We start from the raw sequence: 23,416 nt of genomic DNA, 5'->3' as shown, positions 1-23,416 counted from the left end.
AACGATTCTCCTTAGAGAATCGTTTTCTAGTTTAATATTTCAATGCTAGTTAAAAAGTAATCTTTATCATTTTGAGGGATTAAACCATTCATTTTGATTTTTTGAAGTTTTTCTCTTTTTGTCGAAGACAAGTTATATGTTTCTATAAAAAAGTTCCCTTCCTCATCTGAATAAAGATGGTGGATTCGGCCATTTTGGAATCTAACTTGCTCAAGCCTGTGATTCGCTGTTGACTCAAATTCTAAGTTCAAATATTTCTGTATTTTTCCATCCCTACAATTATACCGATACACTTCTCCTAAACCATTTACATAATAAAAATGATTTTTGTATAGATAAGAAGAATGGTTAAAGTTATTAGGCAATCCATTATCTACTTGTTCTTCTGAACGATAGCTGATAAATGGCTTAATTTCCGTTTCTTTTGTTTGCCTATTATAAATAATCAACGAAAGGTCTTCTCGTTTTTCTGATTGATAATCCGTCATCACAAAATAGTAGCTGTTTTTATCGGCCATAATCGGACTTATTATATCTAGATTAGATGGATGTTTTAATGGAAGTTCTGTTAGTTTTATAACTTTGGCCTCTTTTTCTCGAAGAAATACCTCTTGCAATGAAAAATGATCATTAATTAAATTTTGGGTGAGTACAACTAAACGATCTGATAATTCCCCTACACCAGAGATAAAGCTAGGGACTTGTGATACGTGGAATCGTTTCTCTTTACTATTGCCAAAACGAATAGATGTTTTGTAATCATATTTCGTGCTGAAACCTGTATTATACAAGCTATAAAACTGATCCGTTGCTGGCAGATAACCCGATTTTATACCTCTCAATTCGCTAGGCATCTTTTGTTTTTTTGTATTCTTTCCGATTAAAAAAATTTGATTAGCGTCTTCTATATAAAGCTTCTTTTTATGATAGTATGTACTTCCGCTTTCCACTCCGTCTAATCGCAAACGTTGTGCATTGCCATCCTCATCTATAAAAATAGCTTGCCCGCTCCCTTTTCCCTCTTGGAGTAGTTCTGTTGTGTGAGAAGCATATAAAACAGCCTGCTGTTTATGTAAAAAATCTTTCTTCCTTATATCCTGAAATGTGAGGTTCGTTTTAGCACTTGTTTTTGTTGTTTTGAAATGACGAAAACCAAATATTCCTCCTAAAAGGACTAACACTATGCCGATAAACACGGTGATTTTCTTGAAGCTCATATATGCCTCCTGATTCATTTTCATTCTCTCTATTAATTTACCATAGATAGTAGAAGAAAAAAGCAAACAATGGAAAAAAGTTATCTAATACCAAAAAAGGTGAATTAGATAACTTTTATATTCTCAGCAAGATTTTAGCTGACAGCCTTATATTGCTCATACCAGTTTAAGAAATCCTCTCTTCGAATCATATTTAAGATACATGGGGTTCGTTCCTGCTGTTCAAGTTTTTTCCATTCATGTTCAAATTGCCGTTCAACATGCAATGTTATATAAGGTAGTTTGGCTTGTGCTTTTTGAGAACGAATATTTCCTAAACGTGCTCCCGCAAATACATATTCCAAATCTAATTGTAAAAAGGCAATTTTTAATATCTCTGCCTTAGCCAATTCATTATATCCTTTACCCCAGTGAGCTTTGCCTATCCACGTACCAATATGGCAGGTTTTTTGTAATTCATCAATCAACTTTAATGAAATAACACCAATTAATTGATTTCTTTCATTAAAAATCATACGTGAAACCTGTTGGCCCATTCTTTCTTCTAGCTGAACAAGGCGTATAAAATCACGTGTCCCTTCCAATGAGCATTGGGCATCTGTCATTCCAAGAGCTTGCCGAATTGCTGGATCGCTTGTCATATTAGACATCTCTTCAGCAAAGCTTATATCATGCGGAACTAATGTAATAGATACCACTTGAATAACCTCCCTGAATTTATTTTACAATAGAATATATACATTATAGACACAAGTTAGACACAATTCAAATAATAATATTCTCCTCTCTTCTATTGCCTAATTTGCTAAATGTAAACGACACCTCTTCTTTTTGATGATAATATTAATTTTCACCTTTATTAATTACTTAAATATCTGTAATTTTGAAAAAATAATTAATGTTAAAAACAATAAATTTGGTTTTGAATTTTTTACATTTACGCCTATTACTTTTTTAGAATAATATTATTAAGTACTTGCAGTTTTATTATAACCCCAAATTTCTATCTATATGAGTGATTCCCAGTATTATAAGAAAAAGAGTGTAAACCGGATTGGTTTACACCCTTTTTTAAATCATTTATTAGTTATTTAATTCCTCAAAAAATTTAATATTAGAATCGAATACCGGCAATTCTTTGGTTTCTTCAGCGTGTTTCACCAAACTAACAACCATATCATTATATGGAGTCGGTATTCCTTTTTCTAGTGCTAAACGAGGAATAACCCCATTTATATAGTCAATTTCAGTTTTTCTTTTCTTTTCCAAATCTTGCAGCATACTTGCCTTTAACAGTCGTGACGATCTCATAATATCACGAAGTGTTTGAATACGTTCAGGAATATCTTTTTCACTTTTCACTTCTAATGAAGCTATATCAAAACCACCCATATCAACAAATTCCACACCATTAGCATGTGCCACTTTAATTGTTTCATCTGCAATATGCACTGCACTTTCTACACTAATCTCATGATCAAGTACCCCACCAAACTCTGTATTAAGAGCCGCAGATAATCCGCTAAAAGCATTGTTAATTAACAATTTGGACCATTTTGTTCCAACTAGGTTAGTAGATATGTGAGTTCCACCTACAAGATCTAAGATTTTTTTGATTTGCTCTATTCTTTCTGTTACTTCGCCAGTTAATTCACCAATCTGAAAGGCATATTCTTTAAAGCGGTTAAACTCCGTTGTTAGCTCTGATACACCTGGTTTAATAAAAGTCGCACCAAATTCTACAGAACCTGCTACTACTCGTTCTCTCCCAACAATAGATGCTACCTGTTCTTCAGGTATACCATTTTGCAATGAAAGTACTGTGCTTTGGTCATTCAAAAATGGCAATAAGTCTTGTAAGATTGAATGGTTATAAAGCTGCTTTGTTAAAAGTAGCACTAAATCATATACCCCTGACATATTCTCTGGTGTAATCGCTTTTACCTCTGCATGAAAATCTATAGTACCTGTTATTTTTGCTCCAGTCTCGTTTAAGGCGTCCACATGTGCTTGATAAACATCAATCAATTCTACATCTTGTCCGCCAGCAGCAATATATGCACCGGCAATAGTTCCTAAAGAACCTGCTCCTAACACTGCAATTCGCATTTTAAATTCCCCTTATCTTTTTCATTTTAGTACATCTATTTTTTTCTGACCAATTATTAATGCCTGCCTATTTATCCGCTAGATAATCGAAAATAACAGTTGGCGACGCTAATGAAAGCTCGGTCAGGATGTGTGAAGCTGACACTACCTCAAGTACAGGCAAATCCGCCATTGGAGCCAATGCATGGGCGAACAGTTCCAACCTCGCAGGTCCTGACCAAGCTCCGAGAATCTTAACATCTGTAATTTGGCTTCGGACCAATTCACAAATTCTTGGATACCCATCATATCCAGGCATCTTTTTAAGCATATAGTTTGGTTTAACAATTTCTTTTAGTGCCTCTGAATGGTCGAGAGGATAATGTTTGTAACCCATAGTAGCTGTTGCTACTCTCAAAGAACCATAATCTAATGTTCCAACCAAGGCGTCTGAATCTATATATAAATTAGGCTTGCCTAGTTTTTTCGGGTATGCCGCTATCTCCCTACCGGATGCAATTGCCGGAAAGCTGTCTACATACATGGCATGTAGATAATCACCCTCTTCTCCTTCAAAGCTTACAGGTATGACCTGCCCGCATTCCGTGTAGGATCCAAGACCAGTTACATCTGGCATTTTCATTATTTCAAATCTCACGAGTGGGTCTTTAATCTCTAAAGGTTCGGGTACGATTTTCTTTAAACTTTCAAGGTCAGTTCTATATAAAATATTTAAATATTCTCGGTTATAAAAATGATATGGTCCAACCGGGAACGCCCCTGCATCTAACGGAGTAGTAAACTGTCTAACTACTTCTTCCTTCCTCATCTAATAAACACTCCCTTTGAAATTAGATATGTTATATTTTCTTCTTTTTGTTCCTTACACATATTATTTTAAATCGCATTTTACATTTAATCTAATACATAATAATATATAAATGTATTTATTATAATAAATAGGTGGTATTTAAAACATGGAGTTACTTCAGTTACACTACTTTCAGACAGTTGCCTACACTGAGCATATTTCTAAGGCTGCCAAACAGCTAAATATTGCTCAGCCTTCGTTAAGCCTTACTATTAAGAGACTCGAGGATGAATTAGGGACGAAGTTATTTGACCGGAAAGGAAGAAATATTCAATTAAGTTCGTCCGGAAAAATTCTTTTGAGACATGTGAATAAAATTTTTACAGAAATTGAAAATGCAAAAATGGAGATTCAGTCAAAGGATCAAGAAAATGCAAGCACAATTAAAATATCTATTTCCAATCCTCGTTTTCTCACAGGTCTAATTAGTGAATATATCACCCTTAATCCTGAAACAAAAATTCAACAGAGTATTGGAGTTAAACGTGGCATAATAACAAGCTTGAAAAAGGGAGACATAGATTTAGGTATTGCAGGCCCGCCTATAGTGGATGAAGAAATAACAAGTTGCGTTTTGGTAGATGAGGATATTGTCCTTGTATTGCCTATTAGTCACAAGCTGGCAGATCATTCGGAGATTTCCTTAAGAGATATTGCAAATGAACCTTTTATATCTCTAGCCGGTAATGAGGAATACAGTAGATTTACAAACGAGCTATGTGAAAAAGAAGGTTTTACACCAATAAATAATTTTGAAGTAGATTCTAGCCTATTGGCAGAAATCATCAAACTTGGACAAGGTGTAGCATTACTTCCCATTTCGGTATGCAGAAAATACCATTTACATTACGTCAAGATAGCTGATATCCGTCCTACCTACACTGTCGGCTTGTCATGGATAAAAGATGGTCTATTACCTCCATCTGCAAAAGAATTTAGAGACTTTATTATTACTTATTTTAAAGAGAACTCTAAAATGTTCAAAATTACTTAAAAATAGATTAAAAGTGTTAACGATGGATATTATAAGGATTTTTTTAAACAAATAATTAATGTGAAAATTTTCAAAAAAAGAGGTTAATCCATCCTTCATAGCGAATTTATAAGCATACAAAAGTAAGGAGTTGTTGTTTACATGAAGGATTTGAATACAGCCATTTTCCTCTGCGTATTAGGACTTTTATTACTAACTGCAAGCATTTTTGCACCCATTTATAGTATAGTCATCCGACTTCTGCTAGCTATGTTTAGTGTTGTATCATTTTATAACAGTTATTCCATGTACTTTTCAAAAGGACGAAGGAGAGAAGATATAATCAGCTCTTAATATAATATAGAAATGCCAGCATATCGAAGTTGATTATGCTGGCATTTTTCTTTTAAAATAGGTTCGATTCAATCCACTTATTTTACATCATTATTTGCTCGAGCTTCAGTCATCTGTTTCCAGACAGATCCCATGGCCTCTTCCCCTTTAGAAATACGGGCAATGGCCATTTCCACTTGCAGTTTCACTTCGAATTCAGGATCGTTGTTCGCTTTTTCTAATGCTTCAAGGCTTGCTGGGGTACCTGTTTCATATAAGAACATGGCAGCCCTCCAGCGAACAAGCTTATTTTTGTCTTGCAGAGCTTCTATTATTGCTGGTTCAAATTCAACAAATCCTAGATCGCTCATGCAATCTCCAGCTGTGCGACGAACAGAAGCACTTTTATCTTTTAATGCTTTACTTAAAAATGGTACGACTGCTTTGTCCTCAATCATTCCTAAATATACCGTTGCCAAGCGGCGTATTGACATTTTTTCGTCATTTAACGCAAGGTCCAATAATGGAAGGTCACTTGTATCTGGGTCAGCCATTTGATCAAGCAATTGGAAACGTGTCTCCCAATCATCTGCTTCAAACTCCTGGATAGTAATTTTTCGTTTTTCTCTTGTTACTATGTTCTTTTCTTCTTTACTTGCTTCGATTATTTCTTGGATACGTTTTTCAGGATATGCGGCCTCCAGTTCATCCACCAAGCTCTGCCCAATTTGATTCTTATCACCGTAACGGACACCATAATCCACCCATTTACGCTCCATAATATAGTTTTCATCTTTTTTCAGCATATCGTTAAATGCATCAACAAATCTTTTTGAAAGACCAAAACGTTGTTCAGATAGACTATCGAACACTTTTACTTGTAATGGCATACCTTTAAACATTTGGACATGTACATATACTTCGCCATAATGTTCGTCCACTTTTTGAGCCTCTGAAAGTTCGTTATTTTCTCCAAAAGCATTGCGCACGGCGGCCAATAGCTGAGCCCAATCATACTTAGCATTTCGTTCGACTGCCAAAAAGTCAGCAACATGATAAACGCCTTTCACACCCTCGATTTTCAATATTTCTTGGATTACTTGTGGTGCGTCTTCTTTATTGTTCTCAGAATAATTATGGGCTGTCCCAAAAGGAAGCTCTTGGTCTAATATGACTTTCATTGTATTTGGGCTTGGTGTAGGTTCTATACTTTTAATATTCATATTTTCTTTCATTCCTTCCTATTCGTTCATAATCCCTTGTAAATACTCCCATCTTTCTATGAGCTCTTCATATTTTGCATTTTGCTGTTCTAAGTCAGAAGTTAAATTTTGAAGCAAAGTAAAATCTGAGCCGGCTTTAGCAATTTCCTCTTCTAATGCCATAATGGCTTCTTCCACTTTTGCAATTTCCCCTTCAATCGATTCCCACTCTAATCTTTCTTTATAAGTTACCTTTTTCTTTTGTGTTTTATCTTTTGGTTTAGCCTTTGGAGTTTGAGCAATTTTTTCTGATTGCTGTTCTTGTATTTGCTCAATTGCTAAGTAATCGCTATATACCTCCAGGCTTTGTTCTACTGTTCCATCTTTTAGAATCCATAACTTCTTCGCAATTCGGTCAAGGAAGAAGCGATCATGTGATATTGTTACAACCACACCTGGAAATTGTTCAATGAAGTCTTCTAATATTGATAGAGTTTCAATATCCAAATCATTTGTCGGTTCATCAAGCAATAAAACGTTCGGTTGTTCCATTAGTAATTTTAACAGGTGCAACCTTTTTCTTTCGCCACCAGATAACTTTTGGATGATCGTACCGTGAGAGTTCATTGGAAATAAAAAGCGCTCTAGCATTGCAGCTGCAGAATGGTGTTCACCTGAAGCATCTTCAATATCATTTGCTGTTTCTCTAATGTATTCAATCATACGCATATTGCCGTCCATTTTAGGAAGCTGCTGTGTAAAATGTGCAATTCGAACAGTCGAGCCAAATTCAATAGTTCCTTCATCCGGCTGAATATTGCCTGCCAGGATATTCAATAATGTACTTTTCCCAGCACCATTTGGCCCTATAATACCAATACGATCACCTTGTTGTAAAAGGAAGGAGAAGCAGCTTATTAATTGTTTTTCGTTATAAGCTTTTGAAACTTCCTTACCTTCGATCACTTTTTTTCCTAATCTTGCTGTTGCAAGACCAATCTCTAATGAGTCATCCTCTTCTACTTTGTCCAGGTTCTTGGATAATTCATCAAAGCGTTGAATGCGAGCCTTCTGTTTTGTAGATCGGGCCTTTGCTCCTCTACGAATCCATTTAAGCTCGGAACGGTAACGATTATGCATCTTCGCATTTGTTGCTTTCTCTATCTCTTCCCGTAGTGCCTTCGCTTCTAAAAAGGCTGCATAATTCCCTGTATGTTTATATAGTGTTTGGTTTGCCAACTCATAAATATGGGTTGACACAGCGTCAAGGAAGTAGCGATCATGTGTAATAAAAATGACTGCCCCCTTTAAACGAGAAACCATATCCTGAAGCCACTCCGTTGACTGTACATCTAAATGGTTCGTTGGTTCATCTAATAAATAGAGATCTGCCGGCTCTATAAGAGTTTTGGCTAATGCTACACGTTTTTGCTGGCCACCAGATAAGTGACTCACTTGTTCTTCAAATTGATCGATGCCCAACCTTGTCAATGATGATTTAGCTAATGCATTAATATCCCAAGCCTGTTGTTGTTCCATTTGCTGTTGAAGCCGAAATAGCTTTTCTTGCAGCGATGTGGAATCGGGCTGGCTGCTTAAAGCAAAAACAATTTCCTCATATTCTCTATTAAGAGCAAGTATTGGGGAATCACCAGAAAAGACCGCCTGTAAAACGGTTTCTCCTTCTTTAAAAGTTGGATTTTGTGGCAAGTATGCAATCCTATATTTATTTGGATGGTCAAGTTCTATCGTATCAGCTTCCAAATCACCTGCTAAAATAGACAGCAATGTTGATTTCCCCGTACCATTAATCCCGATAAGCCCTGCTCTTTCACCTTCTGTTATAGTAAAATCAATATTTCTAAACAGTGTTTTATCTCCTACTGTTTTAGTAAAATTAGATACAATTAAGTGACTCATAATTTTCCTTCTCTTTCTAATGGAGTTGATATATAAAGTCTACCATATTTTAAAGCCTTTCTTCAGCCATTTGAAAGCTTTGATTCCGCTTAATAGACATGATCTATTTAGTATACTTCTCTTAGGCTCAAATCTCGCCTAAAAAGCTCTTAGCTCAACTATTGTGAGAGTTATTTGACAATTTTTATATAATCATGTATAGTTTACCCAACACTGATGAATACTAGAATGAGCCTTAACTTGCTCGTTTGAAGATTTTATTCAGATTTTAATCAGTGTTCAGAAATTCATTTAATTAAATATGGACTGTTGTGAGGAGGATCATGGATGCATCAAGGAAAGGTAAAATGGTTCGATAACGATAAAGGCTATGGTTTTATAGAATATGACGGCGATGACGTTTTTGTCCATTTCACCGGCATTCAACAAGAAGGCTTTCGTACTTTAGATGACGGACAAGAAGTAATGTTTGATATCATTGAAGGAAATCGCGGTCCCCAAGCAGCAAATGTGGTGAAATTATAAATCAACAATGCTATTTGCGAAATTTTTGTAAGTTAAGATAAAGTTTCTATCAGTTTTATAGTTAGCGTTTAATGCCGCTGTATATAAAAATGGAGCTATTAACTATTTACTTATCAAGACTTAATAAATAAGATAAAAAATTAAAGGGTTCTACATATCTGATATGTAGAACCCTTTCTTCTTTTACTAAAGCCTCGTACAATAAGTTCAACAGAAAAGACCATCAAAAGTGATGGTCTTAATTCATAAATTTTCATACATTCGTTAAAAACAAAGGAAGTTTTAGTTAATTTAAAACTTCATCTTTAACTTTATCGTTCCATAACATTTCTAACAAACAATTGCTTATTTTTATGAGCAATTATACTTACAATTGCAAGTAATAGCCCCGATATGACGAATACTATTCTAATTCCTAAAAAATCTGCTAATACTCCCATAACAAGAGAGCCAACACCAAAAATCCCAGTTCCGATAGCCCCTAAGGAGGTATAAACAGTGGACAACTGTTCTTTTGATACACTAGTTTGTATAACCGTTTGTTGAGGAATTTTCTTAATTTGCCCAAAGAGTCCCACACAGAGTGATAAAAGTAAGGAAATTAGAGGAATGCTGTTTAGGCTAAATAATATTGTGAATAAGAAACTTGAGAATGAACCAACAAAAATAAAGGTTCCAATTTTCTTTTCTACAAAAGAAGAAAATTTAATACAATAAGCACTTCCTAAAATCAAACCTATAAAATTAGCTCCATTGATAAATCCCCACCATTTTTCATCAACGTTCAATGCATCGCTGACAAACACATATAAAATAGCAGCTATCCAAACTGTGGCTGCAATTGTTTCCAAAAATTCTATCCAAGCAATCCTTCTTAACACTGGAGTGTTAGATAAAGTTTTCCACCCCTCTTTAATCTTTTCTAATTTACCTTTTATCTCGGTTGTTTCATGATTGCTAACACTTTCTAAAAGGCAAAGTAATATGCTTGCAATTATAAATAAACAACCAACTAACCAAATAAGTTGTTGAGAGCTAACAATAATCAACAATGAACTTCCTACGAACCACATTCCTGCTTGTATTACTTGCGTAATAGTTTCAGAAATTCCATTAGCTTGAATTAGATGCTCAGGTTTAACATAGTAAGGAGTCAATGTCTGTCTTATTGGATTTGCACAACCGTCAAAAAAAGCAATCCATCCTATTATTAAAAAGATAAAATAATAATTAGCTGCTGTTAGACCTATTAACATTAACCCAAGAATAAAGAGTAAAATAGTTTTTGCAATTTGTGACCCAGCAAGTAACCATTTAAGATTTAATTTCTCAACCAAGAGAGGTGTCAACAGACTGGATATAAACATAGAAGAAGCAATTGTAAAAGGCACGAACGATGCTGCAATTGCAGAACCTGTTAATACAAAAATTGTACTTATTACACTGACTATATATAAAACATCGCCTATGTTTGCGAGTGATTGACCCAATAGTAATAAAGAAAAATTTCTATTCATTTTCATTATATATCCCCCGATATTTCATTTTGATTTTGGCTTAATAGGGGAATATTATATTGGACTATTCATTAAAATTTGACTCCTTTCATATATGAGATAAATCTGGGGGATTTAGATTCATCAAAAGTTTTTTATTATCAAAAAATATTTCTTAGAATTATAGCATTGCTTTTCAGTATGTTACACCCTACAGTAATAAGTAATTAACAGCCATATATTTAGGGCTTTTTCCTATCCATCTAAATACTTTATATACTTCACCTTAACTAATCTATTATATAAAAGAATAGAGGATATATGCTCATATATTGAACATAATATCCTCTCTTGGATTAGTCTAAATTAATGGCTAATAACCCTTTTTAAACACTTACTTTTTTTGCTTCGACACGAATGATTTGATGTTTATTCACTTCTTTTACAATAAATTGGAAGCCATTTTTCTCAAAAAATACGCCTTCCTTGATATTATCATGTTGTGACATAAACCATCCGCCAATTGTATCTATATCTTCTTCATCTATTTGAACACCTAACATAGTATTGACTTGTTCTAATAGCACTTTGCCATTAAATTTAAAATGGCCATCAGCTACCTTTTGAATTTCAGGCTCTTCATCCTCATCAAATTCATCTCGAATATCTCCGACAATTTCTTCTATAACATCCTCTATAGTTACGAGGCCTGACGTACCTCCGTATTCATCTAACAAAATGGCCATATGAATGCTTTCCCTTTGAAATTTTAGTAAAAGACTATTGATTGGCACCGTATCAATAATACGGATGACAGGCTGCATATACTCTTCAACTGTTTTTTGACCATTTTTGGCATCCATCACAATAGCTGATAAGAGATGCTTCATATTAACAATGCCGATGACATGGTCTTTATCACCATCCATAACTGGATAACGAGTATATTGTTCTTCATTCATTAATTCAAATACATTATTTAATGTGGTTTCTTTATTAAAGCCAATCATTTCAGTACGAGGAACCATGATTTCTTTCGCAATTCGTTCATCAAATTCAAAAATGCGATTAACCAATTTATATTCAGATGGATTTATTTCTCCACTTTTATAGCTGTCTGATAAAATCATGCGCAATTCTTCCTCGCTATGTGCCTCTTCATGCTCTGTTGACAACTTCAAGCCAAAGAGACTTGTTAGCACCCTTGCTGAACCATTTAATATTTTGATGAGTGGATAAGTTACAATGTGAAAAATAATTAAAGGACCTGCAAACCTTAATGTAATCTTTTCTGCCTGCTCGATTGCAAAAGTTTTTGGCGCCAATTCCCCAATAACTACATGTGCAAACGTGACAACCGCAAAGGCAAAGGCGAAAGAAAGCCATTTAGCTAAGCTTCCATCAATACCAGCCATCTCCATTAGGGGTGTAAAGACTTTATGGGCTGTTGGTTCTCCAATCCAGCCTAAGCCGAGGGCTGTAATCGTAATACCTAATTGACAAGCTGATAAGTATTCGTCCAAATGACTTAATACTTTCTTGGCTTTTATAGCTTTTCTATTACCTTCCGTAATAAGTTGATCGATTCGCGTTTGCCTTACTTTTACAATCGCAAATTCTGTGGCGACAAAAAACCCTGTCATTGCAATTAAAAGCACAAACAGAACTAAATTACTGGCTATCTCACTGTCCAAATATGATTTCTCTGCGTTATTTGTTTTAACGCAGAGAGTTCACCTCCTGTTTTTTCAACTACTTCTTATTAAAAGGTTTAATATTCAAAAATGCAAATGCAAACCATTGTTTAACGAAAAATTTTAATATTTTGTCATTCAATGCTGTTTGTCTATGTTGTGCATCTGAATGTATGTTATTAATAGAAATGATGTATTTTGATTTATCTTTAGGCAACTGCCTTTTAATATAAGTTTATTTTTTAATTGGCATACGCTGCCATAGCGAAAAATTCTTCATATAGTGATCTAAGAATCGTATCTTCGTATTTTTCAAGTATACCAAATGCTAAACTAACCTCAGATGATCCTTGATTGATCATTTCTATATTAGCCCCTGTTCTCGAAATGGCAGTCGCTGCTCTTGCGGCTAGCCCCGTACTGTTATTCATACCTTCTCCTACAAGAACGACCATTGAAAATCCATGTCGGAAATAAACATCATCTGCATGCAATTCATTGTATGCCCTCTTAATAATCCTTTCTTCCTTTTCAGGTGTTAATTGATGGCTCCTTATAATAACAGAAATATCATCAAGACCAGAAGGTGTATGTTCATAAGAGATATATTCCTCTTCAAGAATTTGGAGTAGTTTACGGCCAAAACCAATCTCTCTGTTCATTAAATATTTACTAATATATAAGATTGAAAATCCAGCATCAGCTGAAATGCCTGTAATAGCATGTGGGTTTACGTGCCTTTTTTCAACTATTTTTGTTCCCTTTGCTTCTGGATTATTTGTATTCTTTATATGAACCGGTATACCCAATTTCACAACTGGCATCAGTGCTTCATCATGAAACACCGAGAAGCCTGCGTAAGACAATTCTCGCATTTCTCTATATGTAATCTCCTGAATCTCTGAAGGGTGATTAACAACTTTAGGATTGGCAGTAAATACACAATCTACATCAGTAAAGTTTTCATATACATCTGCCTGAACAGCCGCTGCTAAAATAGAGCCTGTAATATCTGAACCCCCTCGGTCAAATGTCCGCAGCCGACCCGCTTTTGTGAATCCAAAAAAACCTGGAAAAATAACAATATCTTCTGAATCTTTTAAAGCTGCTAAATTCTTATACGCTTCATCTATTGCCATTGTTCTAGAAGGGGCTTCGTTCACAATAAGCCCTGCTTCCTTTGGGCCAATATATCTTGCTTTTACACCTATTTTATTCAAATATGCTGCGATCATTCTGGCGCTATAATCCTCACCGCAAGCTTTTATTGTATCAAACAAATATTGCTCGCTGATCTGTAAATTATGATGAATGCGATTATTCAAATCTCTTCTTAAATCTTCAATAATCGTATCATCTAACCCTAGGTCTACTGCATTCACATGAAAACGAGATACAACTTTTTCAAGTCTCTCTTGATAATCAACACCGGCAATAACGCCATTAACTAAGTCGATAAGCAAGTCTGTTACTTTAATATCTTCCGGAAATCTTTTTCCTGGAGCGGATACAACGACTAAGCGTCTTGATTTGTCCGATTTAACGATTGATGCAACTTTTTTTATTTGTTCCGCATTCGCTACTGAAGTACCACCAAATTTACATACTTTCATCAAATCATCTCCCAATTATGTACAACATTTTGAATAATGTTTTAAAACAGTGTATAAATAATACAATATTTAGTCAATAAATATAAAAATATTTATCTAATTTTTCTTAACATTAACTTAAATTTTATATGTAAGGTGGCCTTTTATACTTATAGATAGGAAGAGTTCAACAATGAAGAAATTTTAAAATTAATTTTGATTATTTACCAACTCTCTTGAGAATTTGATATATATTAGTATTCAGAATCCCTGCTTCTATATAACTTCTTATTAATTTACAATGACTGTAATTATTCATCTAAGCGGCTGGAAAAATAAATTTGCTGTTTCTAATGCTTTACCATTTACAGCCATAGTAGCTGTTACATTGACCATGGTTTCATTATCCTTTAAATTACTTAACTAAAAATGGCCGACAAGTATTTTCTATACATAATCCTCTAAAATAACATCTATCTTTTCATTTTAACCTTTTGTAGGCTTCACCTTTGTTAAAATTAACTATATTCCTTCATTCCATTAAGAATTCCTAGTACAAAAAAAGTATTGAGAAAAATACTCTCAATACTCTAATTTATAGTACAATCTATTTACTGTAGACTTTTAATAATTCTTGTCCTAAGAAGTGCAATTGTTCGCCAACCGTGCAGGATTCAATACAAAATTTATGAGCACCGGCTTTGCCGCGTTCTGTACGCAGTTGTTGTTTGGCGAGGCAGCCATCACAATAATCTTCTATTAATTCATCGATTTCTTTAACGACGGTGACCTGGTTGATCAAAATATATCACCTCTTTTTCGTATACGTTTCATTTTACTAAAAATAAGCGATAATATGCAAGTGAAGGGAGTTTAGACATGCTAGAAGTTTACATTGATGGAGCAAGTGCTGGAAACCCAGGCCCTAGTGCCATAGGGATCTTTATTAAAGGGGAAGACCATTTCATAAAATTGAGCGAACCTATAGGTATGGCCAATAACCATGTAGCTGAATTTATAGCACTTGTACGTGGCTTAGAAGAAGCAAAAAAGTTAACGAATGGGATGGTATCATTTCGATCCGATTCCAAAATTGTCGTGGCTTCTGTAGAAAAAGAATTTGTGAAAAATGCGGAATATCAGCCATACTTGGAAAAAGCACTTGTTTTAATAAAAGAGTTCGACTTTTTCTTTATCAAGTGGGTTCCTGATACGCAAAATAAAGCGGCTGATGCCCTGGCAAGAGAAGGTATACAAAAAAATAATGCATAAGGAATATGCCAGCAGCAACCGCTGTATTGAGCTTGCTACTGGCATTATTTGCATATTCAAAAGTAACTAGTAAAACTATTGTGTAACATTCATTAACGCGCCAATTGCTCCGCTAAAACCATGGTCATCTAAAAATACAGGCGTTTTCTTTTTTAATATCGTATAGTCGGCGATAATATCTCGCAGTTTTTCATTATTATCTAATGTTGTGCCGATATATACAATTTGCTCTACTTCATTTTGCTCTGCAAGTTGAATACTAAGCGTAGTAATTACTTCACCAACCAACCCTTGAATTGTCGCTAAAATATCCTCTGTCCTATATTCTAAAACATCATTAATTCCAACCTTGCCAAAATTGCTGGCCGTCAAGGTAGGAGAGATCGGTGTTTCCATCCCCTGATAAATATCTTGGACTAAAAGATCAATACCCATTCTACTTCCTTTTTTAGCAAGTTGAAGTATCTCTTGGTAATTAATGATACCTGTAGTAAGAGCTGACAAGCCAATTAAGGTGCCTCCTCCAACCCCTGTTCCTCCAACTCTCATATGCTCTATTTGATTCATGTAATGGATAGATGTTCCTGTACCAATATTTGTAATGATACATTTGTCGAAATTGTGGTTTTCTTTTTCCAGCTGATACCGAACACCTTTTAGAGTAGCTTCAAATTCCACTATATAATGTAAGTTTGTATCTTGGTCAAGCATTGTCTTTACTTGTTCGGCACGGCCTCCAGTAATTCCAATTTCCTTTATATTATGCTTCGAATTAATCCAGTTTATAATAGCTGGCATGTTATTAGAAGGAAAGTGCTTTAATTTTAATTGGTTGTTTTCATCTAAATATGCAAGTTTTGTAAGAGTTCCTCCTGCATCTAAACCGATTGCTTGTGACATATATTAATCTCCTTTTTCCGCCCACTCCTACTTTACTCTGTATGAAGAAATTGTGCAAATAGCTTTTTAGCTTCTCCAAAAAGTTCCATTTCAAGTTCATTATTATAAAGAAGCAAAAAAGTAAAGTACCCATAAGAAAGAGTTAAACCTTTCTTACGGGTACTTATGTTAATCCAATTGAATGGATCTTTTTTAGTATTTAGAAGCAAGATAATGGCTGCTCTCAACGATTGCCAATAATCTTAAACCTAATTTTTGTAGGCGAAAAATGGGGGATTTTAGTTATTGATTATTTAATTTTGTATAAATAGCTAATAGATGATTAATGTCTTCATCAGATAAAACTTTAAAATATTCTCGTTTCATATCTTGACCTAGGATTGTTGCCTCTTTGAGTACATTTAATCCCTCATCAGTGATTTCTAAAAATGTAATACGGCGATCCTTAGAACTTGCGTTTCGGACACAGTAGTGATTGGCAATTAACTTGTCCGATAAATGCGTCAAAGATGCAGGAGCAAATTCTAGATATTTTGCAATATCAGAAGGTCTGCTTGGGCCGTGTTCTTTTAGATAACTCAGAACCAAAATATGAGAAATACCGATATTTACTTTAAATAATTTCTTCCAACGGATAATCATTTTCCCATTTACTTTATCCATTTCATGAAGCAATTCAAATAAGGAAGGATTTTCGGTCATATGCATCCCCTTCTTTTCTAAATTTACGAATTTATTATTGTGCTGAATATCCACCGTCAATAACTAATTCTGCACCTGTAATATAAGAAGCTTCATCAGATGCTAAGAATAAAGAAGCATTCGCTACTTCTTCTGGTTTACCTAGACGGCCCATTGGAGTAGCACGGATTAAAGCATCCATTGCCTCTTTAAATTGGCCAATATTTGCAGTCATTGGTGTTTCAATTACACCAGGGAAAACAGTGTTAACACGGATGTTGTGTTTTCCAAGTTCAGCAGCAGCTGCACGTGCAATCGCACGAAGTGAACCTTTAGATGCTGTATATGGGTTCGTACCTGAACCGATTAATGCAGTATATGAGCAAGTATTTACAATTGCACCTTTGCCAGCTTCAATCATATACGGTTTTACATGTTTGATTCCAAGGAATGGTCCAAAAGAGTTGATTTTATGCAATAAAGCCCAGTCATCTGCCGTAACATCATCAGGTGATTTTTGAGATGAAATACCAGCATTATTGATTAGAATATCAATGCGACCATATTTATCTACGATGTTTTTAGTCAATTCAGCCCAATTTTCATCTGAAGTCACATCTAGTTTCATACCTTCAACGCCGTCAATTTCTGAAACATTAGCTAAATTTTTTTCGCTGATATCTGCCGCAATAACAGTTGCGCCTTCTGATGCGAATAATTTTGCCATTTGCGCACCCATACCAGAAGCTCCACCTGTAATGATTGCAATTTTATTCTCTAAACGTCCCATGTAAAAAATCTCCTTTTATTCTCAAGTATTTAAGCATCTAAATAATATCATATTAATTTTGTTTTAGCAAAACTATAGATTATATTTTTCATTTTTCATTAATTGATATAGGATAGTTATAGAACATGTTTGAAAGTGAACGGAGGAAGTTTTAATTGGAAGCACACAAAGATATATATAAAGAAGCAATGACTGTTTTAAAGGAGACAAGCCGTACGTTTTTTATTCCTATTACATTTTTGAAAAAGGACTTAAAAACAACAGTGGCTGCTGCCTATTTGTGCATGCGGGCAATCGATGAAATCGAAGATCATGAAGAATTGCCGACTACTGTAAAAACAGACTTGTTAAATGAAATTAGCCAACTATTAAAATCTTCTGCTAACGAGGACGCCTATCAATCACTGATCGCTCCTTATAAAGACAAATTACCAGAAGTTTCTCTTCGCCTTTTTGATTGGCTATCACTCTGTCCAGAGGGTATCCGCAAGACAGTTGCAGATTCTACTAGTGAAATGGCAGAAGGTATGGCCAAATGGGCTGCAAAAGGATGGATTGTTAAAACGAAAGAAGACCTCGATGAATATACTTATTATGTAGCTGGCTTGGTAGGCACCATGTTATCAGATATATGGCTATGGGGAGCTGGAGTTGAGACTGATCGTGATCTCGCTATTGGTTATGGGCGAGGACTACAAGCTGTTAATATTTTGCGGAACCAGGATGAAGACAGTGAACGTGGCGTAAGCTTCATGCCTGAAGGCTGGACACGCGATGATTTATTTAAATATGCAGAGGAAAACCTGGCAAAAGCTGATGAATATAATAAAAGCATTAAAAAACGCAGTATCTTGATGTTTTGTAAAATTCCTTTAGCATTAGCTCACAAAACACTCGATGCAATGAGAAAAGGCCATGTTAAAATGACGCGGAGCGAAGTAGAACAAACTGTAGAAGAAGTAACTTCAGATATAAATTAAAGTTCTCCGCACCATTTAAATCTCAAGCAAAATTTGTCTAGAAAAAAATAAAGCTGGCGGTTAATAAATGCCGCCAGCTTTATTTTCAAGAATAGATAGACAAAGGCTTCTAAATTTCTCGATAAAGCGCCCATTCATTTCTTTAGTTCTTTTCTTTGGTCCTTTCGCTCTTCCACCTGCTTGACGCACCTTTTGATTAAAATGCCTTGCATAAAGAAGCTGGTCAATATTCTCTGATGTATACTGTAAGCCATTTTGGTTTATAGCATAACCTCCTTTAGCTAACACCATTGCTGCTAGACCATAATCCTGGGTAATGGTTATATCCCCTTTTTGGATTTGATTTACTAAAGCAAAGTCAACCGCATCGGCTCCTTTTGAAACAATAACGGTCTGCACTCCGTCTATCTGTATCAAGTGCGCTGTATCACAGAAAACAATTACTTCAAGTTCAAGCTCTTTTGCAACCTGAATACTTTCAGGTACGACAGGACAGCCATCTGCATCAATACAAATTTTAGGCATTCCATTCACTCCTCAACACTTTCACTTTTCATGCTAACAGTAAAGTACTGATCTGTCACATATGTTAACGCTTTCGTATTTTTATAATAATAATTGATTGAAAATTCACATCATTTTGTATAATATAGAGAGATAAGTCTAATTATATGGGGGTATTAAATGGTTACCAATATGAGAGATTCAAAGCAAATCGCAACTTCCTATATTGATAAAGTATTCAATAACCTGAAAGAACATCACGGTCATGAACCCGAATTTCTTCAAGCAGCGAAAGAAATCCTCTTCTCATTAACACCCGTATTTGAAAAGAAGCCAGAATATATGAAAGCAAGCCTCTTAGAACGGATTGTAGAACCAGAGCGTGTAGTGAAATTCCGTGTTTCGTGGGAAGATGACAGTGGAAAAATCCAAGTAAACCGTGGCTACCGCGTTCAATTCAGCTCCGCAATCGGCCCTTATAAAGGAGGCCTTCGTTTTCATCCTTCTGTCAATGAAAGTATCGTAAAATTTTTAGGCTTTGAGCAAATATTTAAAAACTCTTTGACCGGCCAGCCAATCGGCGGCGCAAAAGGCGGTGCCGATTTTGATCCTAAAGGAAAATCTGATGCAGAAATCATGCGATTTTGCCAAGCATTTATGACGGAATTACATAAATATATTGGACCCGATGTCGATGTGCCTGCTGGCGATATTGGAGTTGGCTCACGTGAGATTGGATTTTTATTTGGCCAATATAATCGAATACGAGGTGCATACGAACCTGGTGTCATTACAGGAAAACTCCCTAGATTTGGTGGATCTTTAGCAAGAAAAGAAGCTACTGGATATGGTACTGTTTACTTTGTGCAAGAAATGCTGAAAGAAAAGGGTCTAACATTCGAAGATGCTACGGTTGTCGTATCCGGAACAGGTAATGTTTCCACGTATGCTATAGAAAAAGCGCAGCAGCTAGGCGCCAAGGTAATTGCATGCTCGGATTCAGATGGATATATCTTTGATCCTGATGGCATAGACTTATCAGTTGTCAAAGACATCAAAGAGATGAGAAGCGGCCGTATTAAAGAATATGTAGACTCCCGTCCGAATGCAACCTATAAAGAAAGCTGCAAAGGCATCTGGAGTATTCCATGTGACATTGCCCTCCCCTGCGCTACTCAAAATGAAATCGACGAAGAATCAGCTAAATTGCTAATTGAAAATGGTCTCAAAGCTGTTGGTGAAGGAGCTAACATGCCCTCAACCTTACAAGCCATTCAAGCATTTTTGGCTAATGATATATTATTTGCTCCAGCTAAAGCCGCTAATGCTGGCGGAGTAGCTGTATCTGCGCTAGAAATGGCTCAAAATAGCATGCGAATTTTTTGGACTTTTGAAGAAGTAGATGAAAAGCTGCATGATATTATGAAATCAATCTACGAAAACAGTAAAAACGCAGCAAAAGAATTCGGACATGACGGAAACCTTTTGATTGGCGCCAATATTGCTGGTTTTCTAAAAGTAGCAGATGCAATGATTGCTCAAGGGATTATATAGTAAGTGATAAATTGAAGTTTTATATTCATAGAGTTTTAATTGTTTTGTTATTATCAAAAGCAATAACTTGACTTCCAATCCAATTTGTCAGAAATGTTTTACTTTATAGAATATAAGATTTATAATAGAGATGATTCGTGTTACGAAATAAAGGAGTGGTAAAGATGGTCGAAAATATACTAAAGCGTAATGAAGTACCTGTAGAAGAAACATGGGATTTGACTCATCTGGTTTCTAATGAGGAAGCTTATGAGGAAGGCGTAAAAAAGCTTATAAAAGACACAAATGAATTTAATGCTAAACATAAGGGAAATATTAACAACGCCCAACAAGTAATAGAAGTCATACGTGACTGCGAGGCACTTGTCACATCACTAATCCCCTATGCAACATATGTCTCTCTCCAGCTTGAAGAAGATCAAACAAATAATGAAGCGCAAATTCGAGCAAGTAAATTTAGCACAGTTTCTTCTCAGTTTGCTAGTCTAGTATCATTTATAGATGGCGAAATATTGGAACTTTCATCAGAAGAATTAGAAAAAGCGATAGAAATAGAGCCGACATATGCACACTATCTTAATCGATTAATTGCCAAAAAAGCTCATCAGCTACACCCAGAAGTAGAAAAAACGCTGGCAGCACTTAGCTCAACATTAGATGCGCCGTACGGATTATACAATACAACCAAACTAGTAGATATGAAGTTTGATCACTTTACAGTCGGCGGTAAAAGCTACCCACTAAGCTATAACCTTTTCGAAGGAGATTGGGAATTGGAATCAGATACAGAAGTTCGTCGCGAAGCATTCAAAGCTTTCTCAACAAAGCTGGCAGATTATCAACATACTACTGCTAAAACATATAATACCCATGTTCAAACAGAAAAAACTCTATCTGATTTGCGTGGATATGATTCAGTAACGGACTATTTATTATTTGACCAAGAAGTTGAGCAAGATTTATATCACCGCCAAATCGATTTGATTATGAAAGAATTGGCGCCTCATATGAGAAGATATGCTAAGCTTCTCCAAAAAGAGCATGGTATCGGCAAGATGACATTTGCCGATTTAAAAATTCCAATGGATCCAAGTTATGAACCTTCAGTGACTATCGAAGAATCTCGTGATTATATGAAGAAAGCGCTGGGCGTCATGGGTGAGGATTATCTTGCGATGATTGATGCTGCTTTTGATGAGCGCTGGATCGATTTCGCCAATAATGAAGGAAAATCAACTGGTGCCTTTTGTTCAAGTCCATATGGATTCCATTCCTATATCTTGATTTCTTGGACTGAACGCATGAATGAAGTATTTGTTTTAGCACACGAACTTGGCCATGCAGGGCATTTTAGAAATGCTCAAAAGCATCAAACTCTATTCAATAGTGATTCTTCTAAATACTTTGTTGAAGCACCGTCTACATTGAATGAAATGCTTATGGCGAATTATCTGTTAAAGAATTCAGAGGACCCCCGCTTTAAACGATGGGTTATCTCAAGCATTATTGCACGCACATACTATCATAATTTTGTGACACACTTATTGGAAGCTGCTTACCAGCGTAAAGTGTATGAATTAATCGATGCAGGAGAAAGTGTAAATGCAGCTATCTTAAGCAACATAACGCGCTCGGTTTTAGAAGAATTCTGGGGTAACGATGTTGAAATTAACGATGGAGCAGAGTTGACATGGATGCGCCAGCCACATTACTATATGGGTCTTTATCCATACACATACAGTGCAGGGCTTACTATTTCTACACAGGTATCAAAACGTATCCTAGAAGAAGGCCAGCCCGCTGTGGAAGATTGGCTAAAAGTATTGCAAGCAGGTGGAACAAAATCGCCTGTTGAACTTGCAAAAATGGCCAATGTAGATATCACTACAGACAAACCATTACAAGAAACCATCGCATTCATTGGTTCTTTAATTGATCAACTAGAAGAATTAACTGCAGAAATTCATCAAACAACAAACTAATATAGAAAAAAACGTAACAATGCTGTTTTTGGCATTGTTACGTTTTTTAGTTCTTCTCATTTATAGTGTAATTAACGAATGAATCATAGCCGATGCATACACTTTATTTTATATTCCTAACTTGTCTTTTTTTTGTCCATAGTCCTACGAGTATAAGTAAGACCATACTTATGATTGGGATAATTATATTCATAAGTGGTGTTGTAGCTTCAACTAGTCGATGTCCATATTTGTCATTGACAATCATGTGCCCTGCCGTATAAGCAATGAGCAAACCGCCAATCCATATTAAAATAGGGAATTTCTCCATTAATTTAATAATGATTTGGCTACCAAAAATAATTAAAGGTATACTAACAAGCAGGCCTAATGCAACAAGGCCATTATGTCCATTGGCAACACCTGCAATAGCCAAAACATTATCAAGGCTCATAACGAAATCCGCAACTATGATGGTACGTACAGCAGCGAATAAGTTATTGCCGCTTTTTATATCCGGATCTTCTTCTTTTGAACGAATTAAATCATACGCGATATAAAATAAGAGCAAGCCGCCTACCACTTTTACGAATGGAATTTGTAGTAGCCAAACAGCAATAAATGTCAAGACGATCCGTAAACCGATTGCACCGCCTGTTCCAATCAATATGGCTTTTTTTCGTTGGTTTTTTGCTAGGTTGCGGCAAGCGAGTGCTATGACTACTGCATTGTCTCCACTTAATACAATATCTAGCAAAATAATTGATACAATCTTTGCAATAAATTCTGCTTCCATTTATTCTCCTACTTTCTAAAAGCTCTCTAGTTTATTGTACATTACTCCCTCAAAATAAAAAGCAAAA

The 23,416-nt window shown here is 35.4% G+C and carries 21 protein-coding genes; 6 read left to right on the top strand and 15 right to left on the bottom strand.

The window, feature by feature from the left end; genetic code table 11:
* Positions 1 to 26: 26 nt before the first annotated feature.
* The 4 genes from RCJ93_RS01675 to RCJ93_RS01660 all read right to left on the bottom strand — a co-directional run bounded on the left by RCJ93_RS01675 (position 27) and on the right by RCJ93_RS01660 (position 4,134).
* The gene (locus tag RCJ93_RS01675) at positions 27 to 1,217 is read right to left on the bottom strand and encodes a hypothetical protein (RefSeq protein ID WP_446738204.1); all 1,191 of its coding nucleotides are present in this window, start codon (positions 1,215 to 1,217) and stop codon (positions 27 to 29) included.
* A 134-nt stretch (positions 1,218 to 1,351) separates the two neighbouring features.
* Complete coding sequence (locus RCJ93_RS01670) at positions 1,352 to 1,915, bottom strand: GNAT family N-acetyltransferase (protein WP_147196744.1); 564 nt, start codon at positions 1,913 to 1,915, stop codon at positions 1,352 to 1,354.
* A 385-nt stretch (positions 1,916 to 2,300) separates the two neighbouring features.
* Positions 2,301 to 3,326 carry a ketopantoate reductase family protein gene (locus RCJ93_RS01665; RefSeq protein ID WP_446738203.1) on the bottom strand — a complete coding sequence of 342 codons (1,026 nt, stop codon included), beginning with the start codon at positions 3,324 to 3,326 and terminating at the stop codon, positions 2,301 to 2,303.
* Between the two features lie 67 nt (positions 3,327 to 3,393).
* A complete protein-coding gene (locus tag RCJ93_RS01660; RefSeq protein ID WP_066788311.1) occupies positions 3,394 to 4,134 on the bottom strand; it encodes an acetoacetate decarboxylase in 741 nt (246 codons plus the stop codon).
* Between the two features lie 148 nt (positions 4,135 to 4,282).
* Here RCJ93_RS01660 and RCJ93_RS01655 point away from each other — a divergent pair, with 148 nt between their 5' ends.
* A complete protein-coding gene (locus RCJ93_RS01655) occupies positions 4,283 to 5,170 on the top strand; it encodes a LysR family transcriptional regulator (protein WP_446738202.1) in 888 nt (295 codons plus the stop codon).
* Positions 5,171 to 5,580: 410 nt separating this feature from the next.
* Here the strand turns inward: RCJ93_RS01655 and RCJ93_RS01650 are convergent, their stop codons facing one another.
* Both RCJ93_RS01650 and RCJ93_RS01645 read right to left on the bottom strand, forming a co-directional pair.
* A complete protein-coding gene (locus tag RCJ93_RS01650) occupies positions 5,581 to 6,705 on the bottom strand; it encodes a conserved virulence factor C family protein (RefSeq protein WP_150284658.1) in 1,125 nt (374 codons plus the stop codon).
* 18 nt (positions 6,706 to 6,723) lie between these two features.
* Positions 6,724 to 8,604 (bottom strand): ABC-F family ATP-binding cassette domain-containing protein, encoded by a 1,881-nt coding sequence (locus RCJ93_RS01645; RefSeq protein WP_150284659.1) that lies wholly within the window; start codon positions 8,602 to 8,604, stop codon positions 6,724 to 6,726.
* A 327-nt stretch (positions 8,605 to 8,931) separates the two neighbouring features.
* On the opposite strand from RCJ93_RS01645, the gene RCJ93_RS01640 reads away from it, so the two are divergent.
* Positions 8,932 to 9,129, top strand: a complete 198-nt coding sequence (locus RCJ93_RS01640; protein WP_066788321.1) for a cold shock domain-containing protein — start codon at positions 8,932 to 8,934, stop codon at positions 9,127 to 9,129.
* Between the two features lie 311 nt (positions 9,130 to 9,440).
* Here RCJ93_RS01640 and RCJ93_RS01635 read toward each other — a convergent pair whose 3' ends face one another.
* The 4 genes from RCJ93_RS01635 to RCJ93_RS01620 form a co-directional block, all read right to left on the bottom strand.
* Positions 9,441 to 10,652 carry an MFS transporter gene (locus RCJ93_RS01635; RefSeq protein WP_150284660.1) on the bottom strand — a complete coding sequence of 404 codons (1,212 nt, stop codon included), beginning with the start codon at positions 10,650 to 10,652 and terminating at the stop codon, positions 9,441 to 9,443.
* Positions 10,653 to 11,011: 359 nt separating this feature from the next.
* On the bottom strand, positions 11,012 to 12,319 hold the full coding sequence (locus RCJ93_RS01630) for a hemolysin family protein (protein WP_150284661.1): 1,308 nt from the start codon (positions 12,317 to 12,319) through the stop codon (positions 11,012 to 11,014).
* A gap of 242 nt (positions 12,320 to 12,561) precedes the next feature.
* A complete protein-coding gene (locus RCJ93_RS01625) occupies positions 12,562 to 13,932 on the bottom strand; it encodes an aspartate kinase (protein WP_150284662.1) in 1,371 nt (456 codons plus the stop codon).
* 586 nt (positions 13,933 to 14,518) lie between these two features.
* Entirely contained in the window at positions 14,519 to 14,710 is a 192-nt protein-coding gene (locus RCJ93_RS01620; RefSeq protein ID WP_446738938.1) for a zinc-finger domain-containing protein, read from the bottom strand.
* An 80-nt stretch (positions 14,711 to 14,790) separates the two neighbouring features.
* Between RCJ93_RS01620 and RCJ93_RS01615 the strand changes: the two genes are divergently transcribed.
* Entirely contained in the window at positions 14,791 to 15,183 is a 393-nt protein-coding gene (locus RCJ93_RS01615) for a reverse transcriptase-like protein (RefSeq protein ID WP_150284663.1), read from the top strand.
* 75 nt (positions 15,184 to 15,258) lie between these two features.
* On the opposite strand, the gene coaW is transcribed toward RCJ93_RS01615, so the two are convergent.
* From coaW to RCJ93_RS01600, 3 genes are all read right to left on the bottom strand, one after another.
* Complete coding sequence (coaW, locus tag RCJ93_RS01610) at positions 15,259 to 16,083, bottom strand: type II pantothenate kinase (RefSeq protein ID WP_066788333.1); 825 nt, start codon at positions 16,081 to 16,083, stop codon at positions 15,259 to 15,261.
* Between the two features lie 282 nt (positions 16,084 to 16,365).
* Positions 16,366 to 16,785 (bottom strand): MarR family winged helix-turn-helix transcriptional regulator, encoded by a 420-nt coding sequence (locus RCJ93_RS01605; protein ID WP_150284664.1) that lies wholly within the window; start codon positions 16,783 to 16,785, stop codon positions 16,366 to 16,368.
* A 34-nt stretch (positions 16,786 to 16,819) separates the two neighbouring features.
* Positions 16,820 to 17,554, bottom strand: coding sequence for an SDR family NAD(P)-dependent oxidoreductase (locus RCJ93_RS01600; RefSeq protein ID WP_150284665.1), 735 nt, complete (start codon positions 17,552 to 17,554; stop codon positions 16,820 to 16,822).
* 188 nt (positions 17,555 to 17,742) lie between these two features.
* Between RCJ93_RS01600 and RCJ93_RS01595 the strand changes: the two genes are divergently transcribed.
* Positions 17,743 to 18,534, top strand: coding sequence for a squalene/phytoene synthase family protein (locus tag RCJ93_RS01595; protein ID WP_150284953.1), 792 nt, complete (start codon positions 17,743 to 17,745; stop codon positions 18,532 to 18,534).
* 60 nt (positions 18,535 to 18,594) lie between these two features.
* Here the strand turns inward: RCJ93_RS01595 and RCJ93_RS01590 are convergent, their stop codons facing one another.
* Positions 18,595 to 19,059 (bottom strand): YaiI/YqxD family protein, encoded by a 465-nt coding sequence (locus tag RCJ93_RS01590; RefSeq protein WP_446738201.1) that lies wholly within the window; start codon positions 19,057 to 19,059, stop codon positions 18,595 to 18,597.
* 159 nt (positions 19,060 to 19,218) lie between these two features.
* Here RCJ93_RS01590 and gdhA point away from each other — a divergent pair, with 159 nt between their 5' ends.
* Positions 19,219 to 20,592 (top strand): NADP-specific glutamate dehydrogenase, encoded by a 1,374-nt coding sequence (gdhA, locus tag RCJ93_RS01585; protein ID WP_223823551.1) that lies wholly within the window; start codon positions 19,219 to 19,221, stop codon positions 20,590 to 20,592.
* Positions 20,593 to 20,756: 164 nt separating this feature from the next.
* The gene (gene pepF, locus RCJ93_RS01580; RefSeq protein WP_446738200.1) at positions 20,757 to 22,574 is read left to right on the top strand and encodes an oligoendopeptidase F; all 1,818 of its coding nucleotides are present in this window, start codon (positions 20,757 to 20,759) and stop codon (positions 22,572 to 22,574) included.
* Positions 22,575 to 22,677: 103 nt separating this feature from the next.
* On the opposite strand, the gene RCJ93_RS01575 is transcribed toward pepF, so the two are convergent.
* A complete protein-coding gene (locus RCJ93_RS01575; protein ID WP_066788352.1) occupies positions 22,678 to 23,349 on the bottom strand; it encodes a TerC family protein in 672 nt (223 codons plus the stop codon).
* Between the last annotated feature and the right edge of the window lie 67 nt (positions 23,350 to 23,416).

This window comes from Rummeliibacillus sp. BSL5 (assembly GCF_052928305.1).
Note: the sequence above shows the minus strand (reverse complement) of the source record. Positions and strands in the feature narration are given on the sequence as shown.

What these genes read in the sequence shown, in the direction of transcription:
- RCJ93_RS01675 (WP_446738204.1), bottom strand. Translation starts at nt 1,217, where the DNA reads ATGAGCTTCAAGAAAATCACCGTGTTTATCGGCATAGTGTTAGTCCTT.
- RCJ93_RS01665 (WP_446738203.1), bottom strand. Translation starts at nt 3,326, where the DNA reads ATGCGAATTGCAGTGTTAGGAGCAGGTTCTTTAGGAACTATTGCCGGT.
- RCJ93_RS01660 (WP_066788311.1), bottom strand. Translation starts at nt 4,134, where the DNA reads ATGAGGAAGGAAGAAGTAGTTAGACAGTTTACTACTCCGTTAGATGCA.
- RCJ93_RS01655 (WP_446738202.1), top strand. Translation starts at nt 4,283, where the DNA reads ATGGAGTTACTTCAGTTACACTACTTTCAGACAGTTGCCTACACTGAG.
- RCJ93_RS01650 (WP_150284658.1), bottom strand. Translation starts at nt 6,705, where the DNA reads ATGAATATTAAAAGTATAGAACCTACACCAAGCCCAAATACAATGAAA.
- RCJ93_RS01645 (WP_150284659.1), bottom strand. Translation starts at nt 8,604, where the DNA reads ATGAGTCACTTAATTGTATCTAATTTTACTAAAACAGTAGGAGATAAA.
- RCJ93_RS01640 (WP_066788321.1), top strand. Translation starts at nt 8,932, where the DNA reads ATGCATCAAGGAAAGGTAAAATGGTTCGATAACGATAAAGGCTATGGT.
- RCJ93_RS01635 (WP_150284660.1), bottom strand. Translation starts at nt 10,652, where the DNA reads ATGAAAATGAATAGAAATTTTTCTTTATTACTATTGGGTCAATCACTC.
- RCJ93_RS01625 (WP_150284662.1), bottom strand. Translation starts at nt 13,932, where the DNA reads ATGAAAGTATGTAAATTTGGTGGTACTTCAGTAGCGAATGCGGAACAA.
- RCJ93_RS01615 (WP_150284663.1), top strand. Translation starts at nt 14,791, where the DNA reads ATGCTAGAAGTTTACATTGATGGAGCAAGTGCTGGAAACCCAGGCCCT.
- coaW (WP_066788333.1), bottom strand. Translation starts at nt 16,083, where the DNA reads ATGTCACAAGCAATCGGTTTAGATGCAGGAGGAACTCTTACAAAACTT.
- RCJ93_RS01605 (WP_150284664.1), bottom strand. Translation starts at nt 16,785, where the DNA reads ATGACCGAAAATCCTTCCTTATTTGAATTGCTTCATGAAATGGATAAA.
- RCJ93_RS01600 (WP_150284665.1), bottom strand. Translation starts at nt 17,554, where the DNA reads ATGGGACGTTTAGAGAATAAAATTGCAATCATTACAGGTGGAGCTTCT.
- RCJ93_RS01595 (WP_150284953.1), top strand. Translation starts at nt 17,743, where the DNA reads ATGACTGTTTTAAAGGAGACAAGCCGTACGTTTTTTATTCCTATTACA.
- RCJ93_RS01590 (WP_446738201.1), bottom strand. Translation starts at nt 19,059, where the DNA reads ATGCCTAAAATTTGTATTGATGCAGATGGCTGTCCTGTCGTACCTGAA.
- gdhA (WP_223823551.1), top strand. Translation starts at nt 19,219, where the DNA reads ATGGTTACCAATATGAGAGATTCAAAGCAAATCGCAACTTCCTATATT.
- pepF (WP_446738200.1), top strand. Translation starts at nt 20,757, where the DNA reads ATGGTCGAAAATATACTAAAGCGTAATGAAGTACCTGTAGAAGAAACA.
- RCJ93_RS01575 (WP_066788352.1), bottom strand. Translation starts at nt 23,349, where the DNA reads ATGGAAGCAGAATTTATTGCAAAGATTGTATCAATTATTTTGCTAGAT.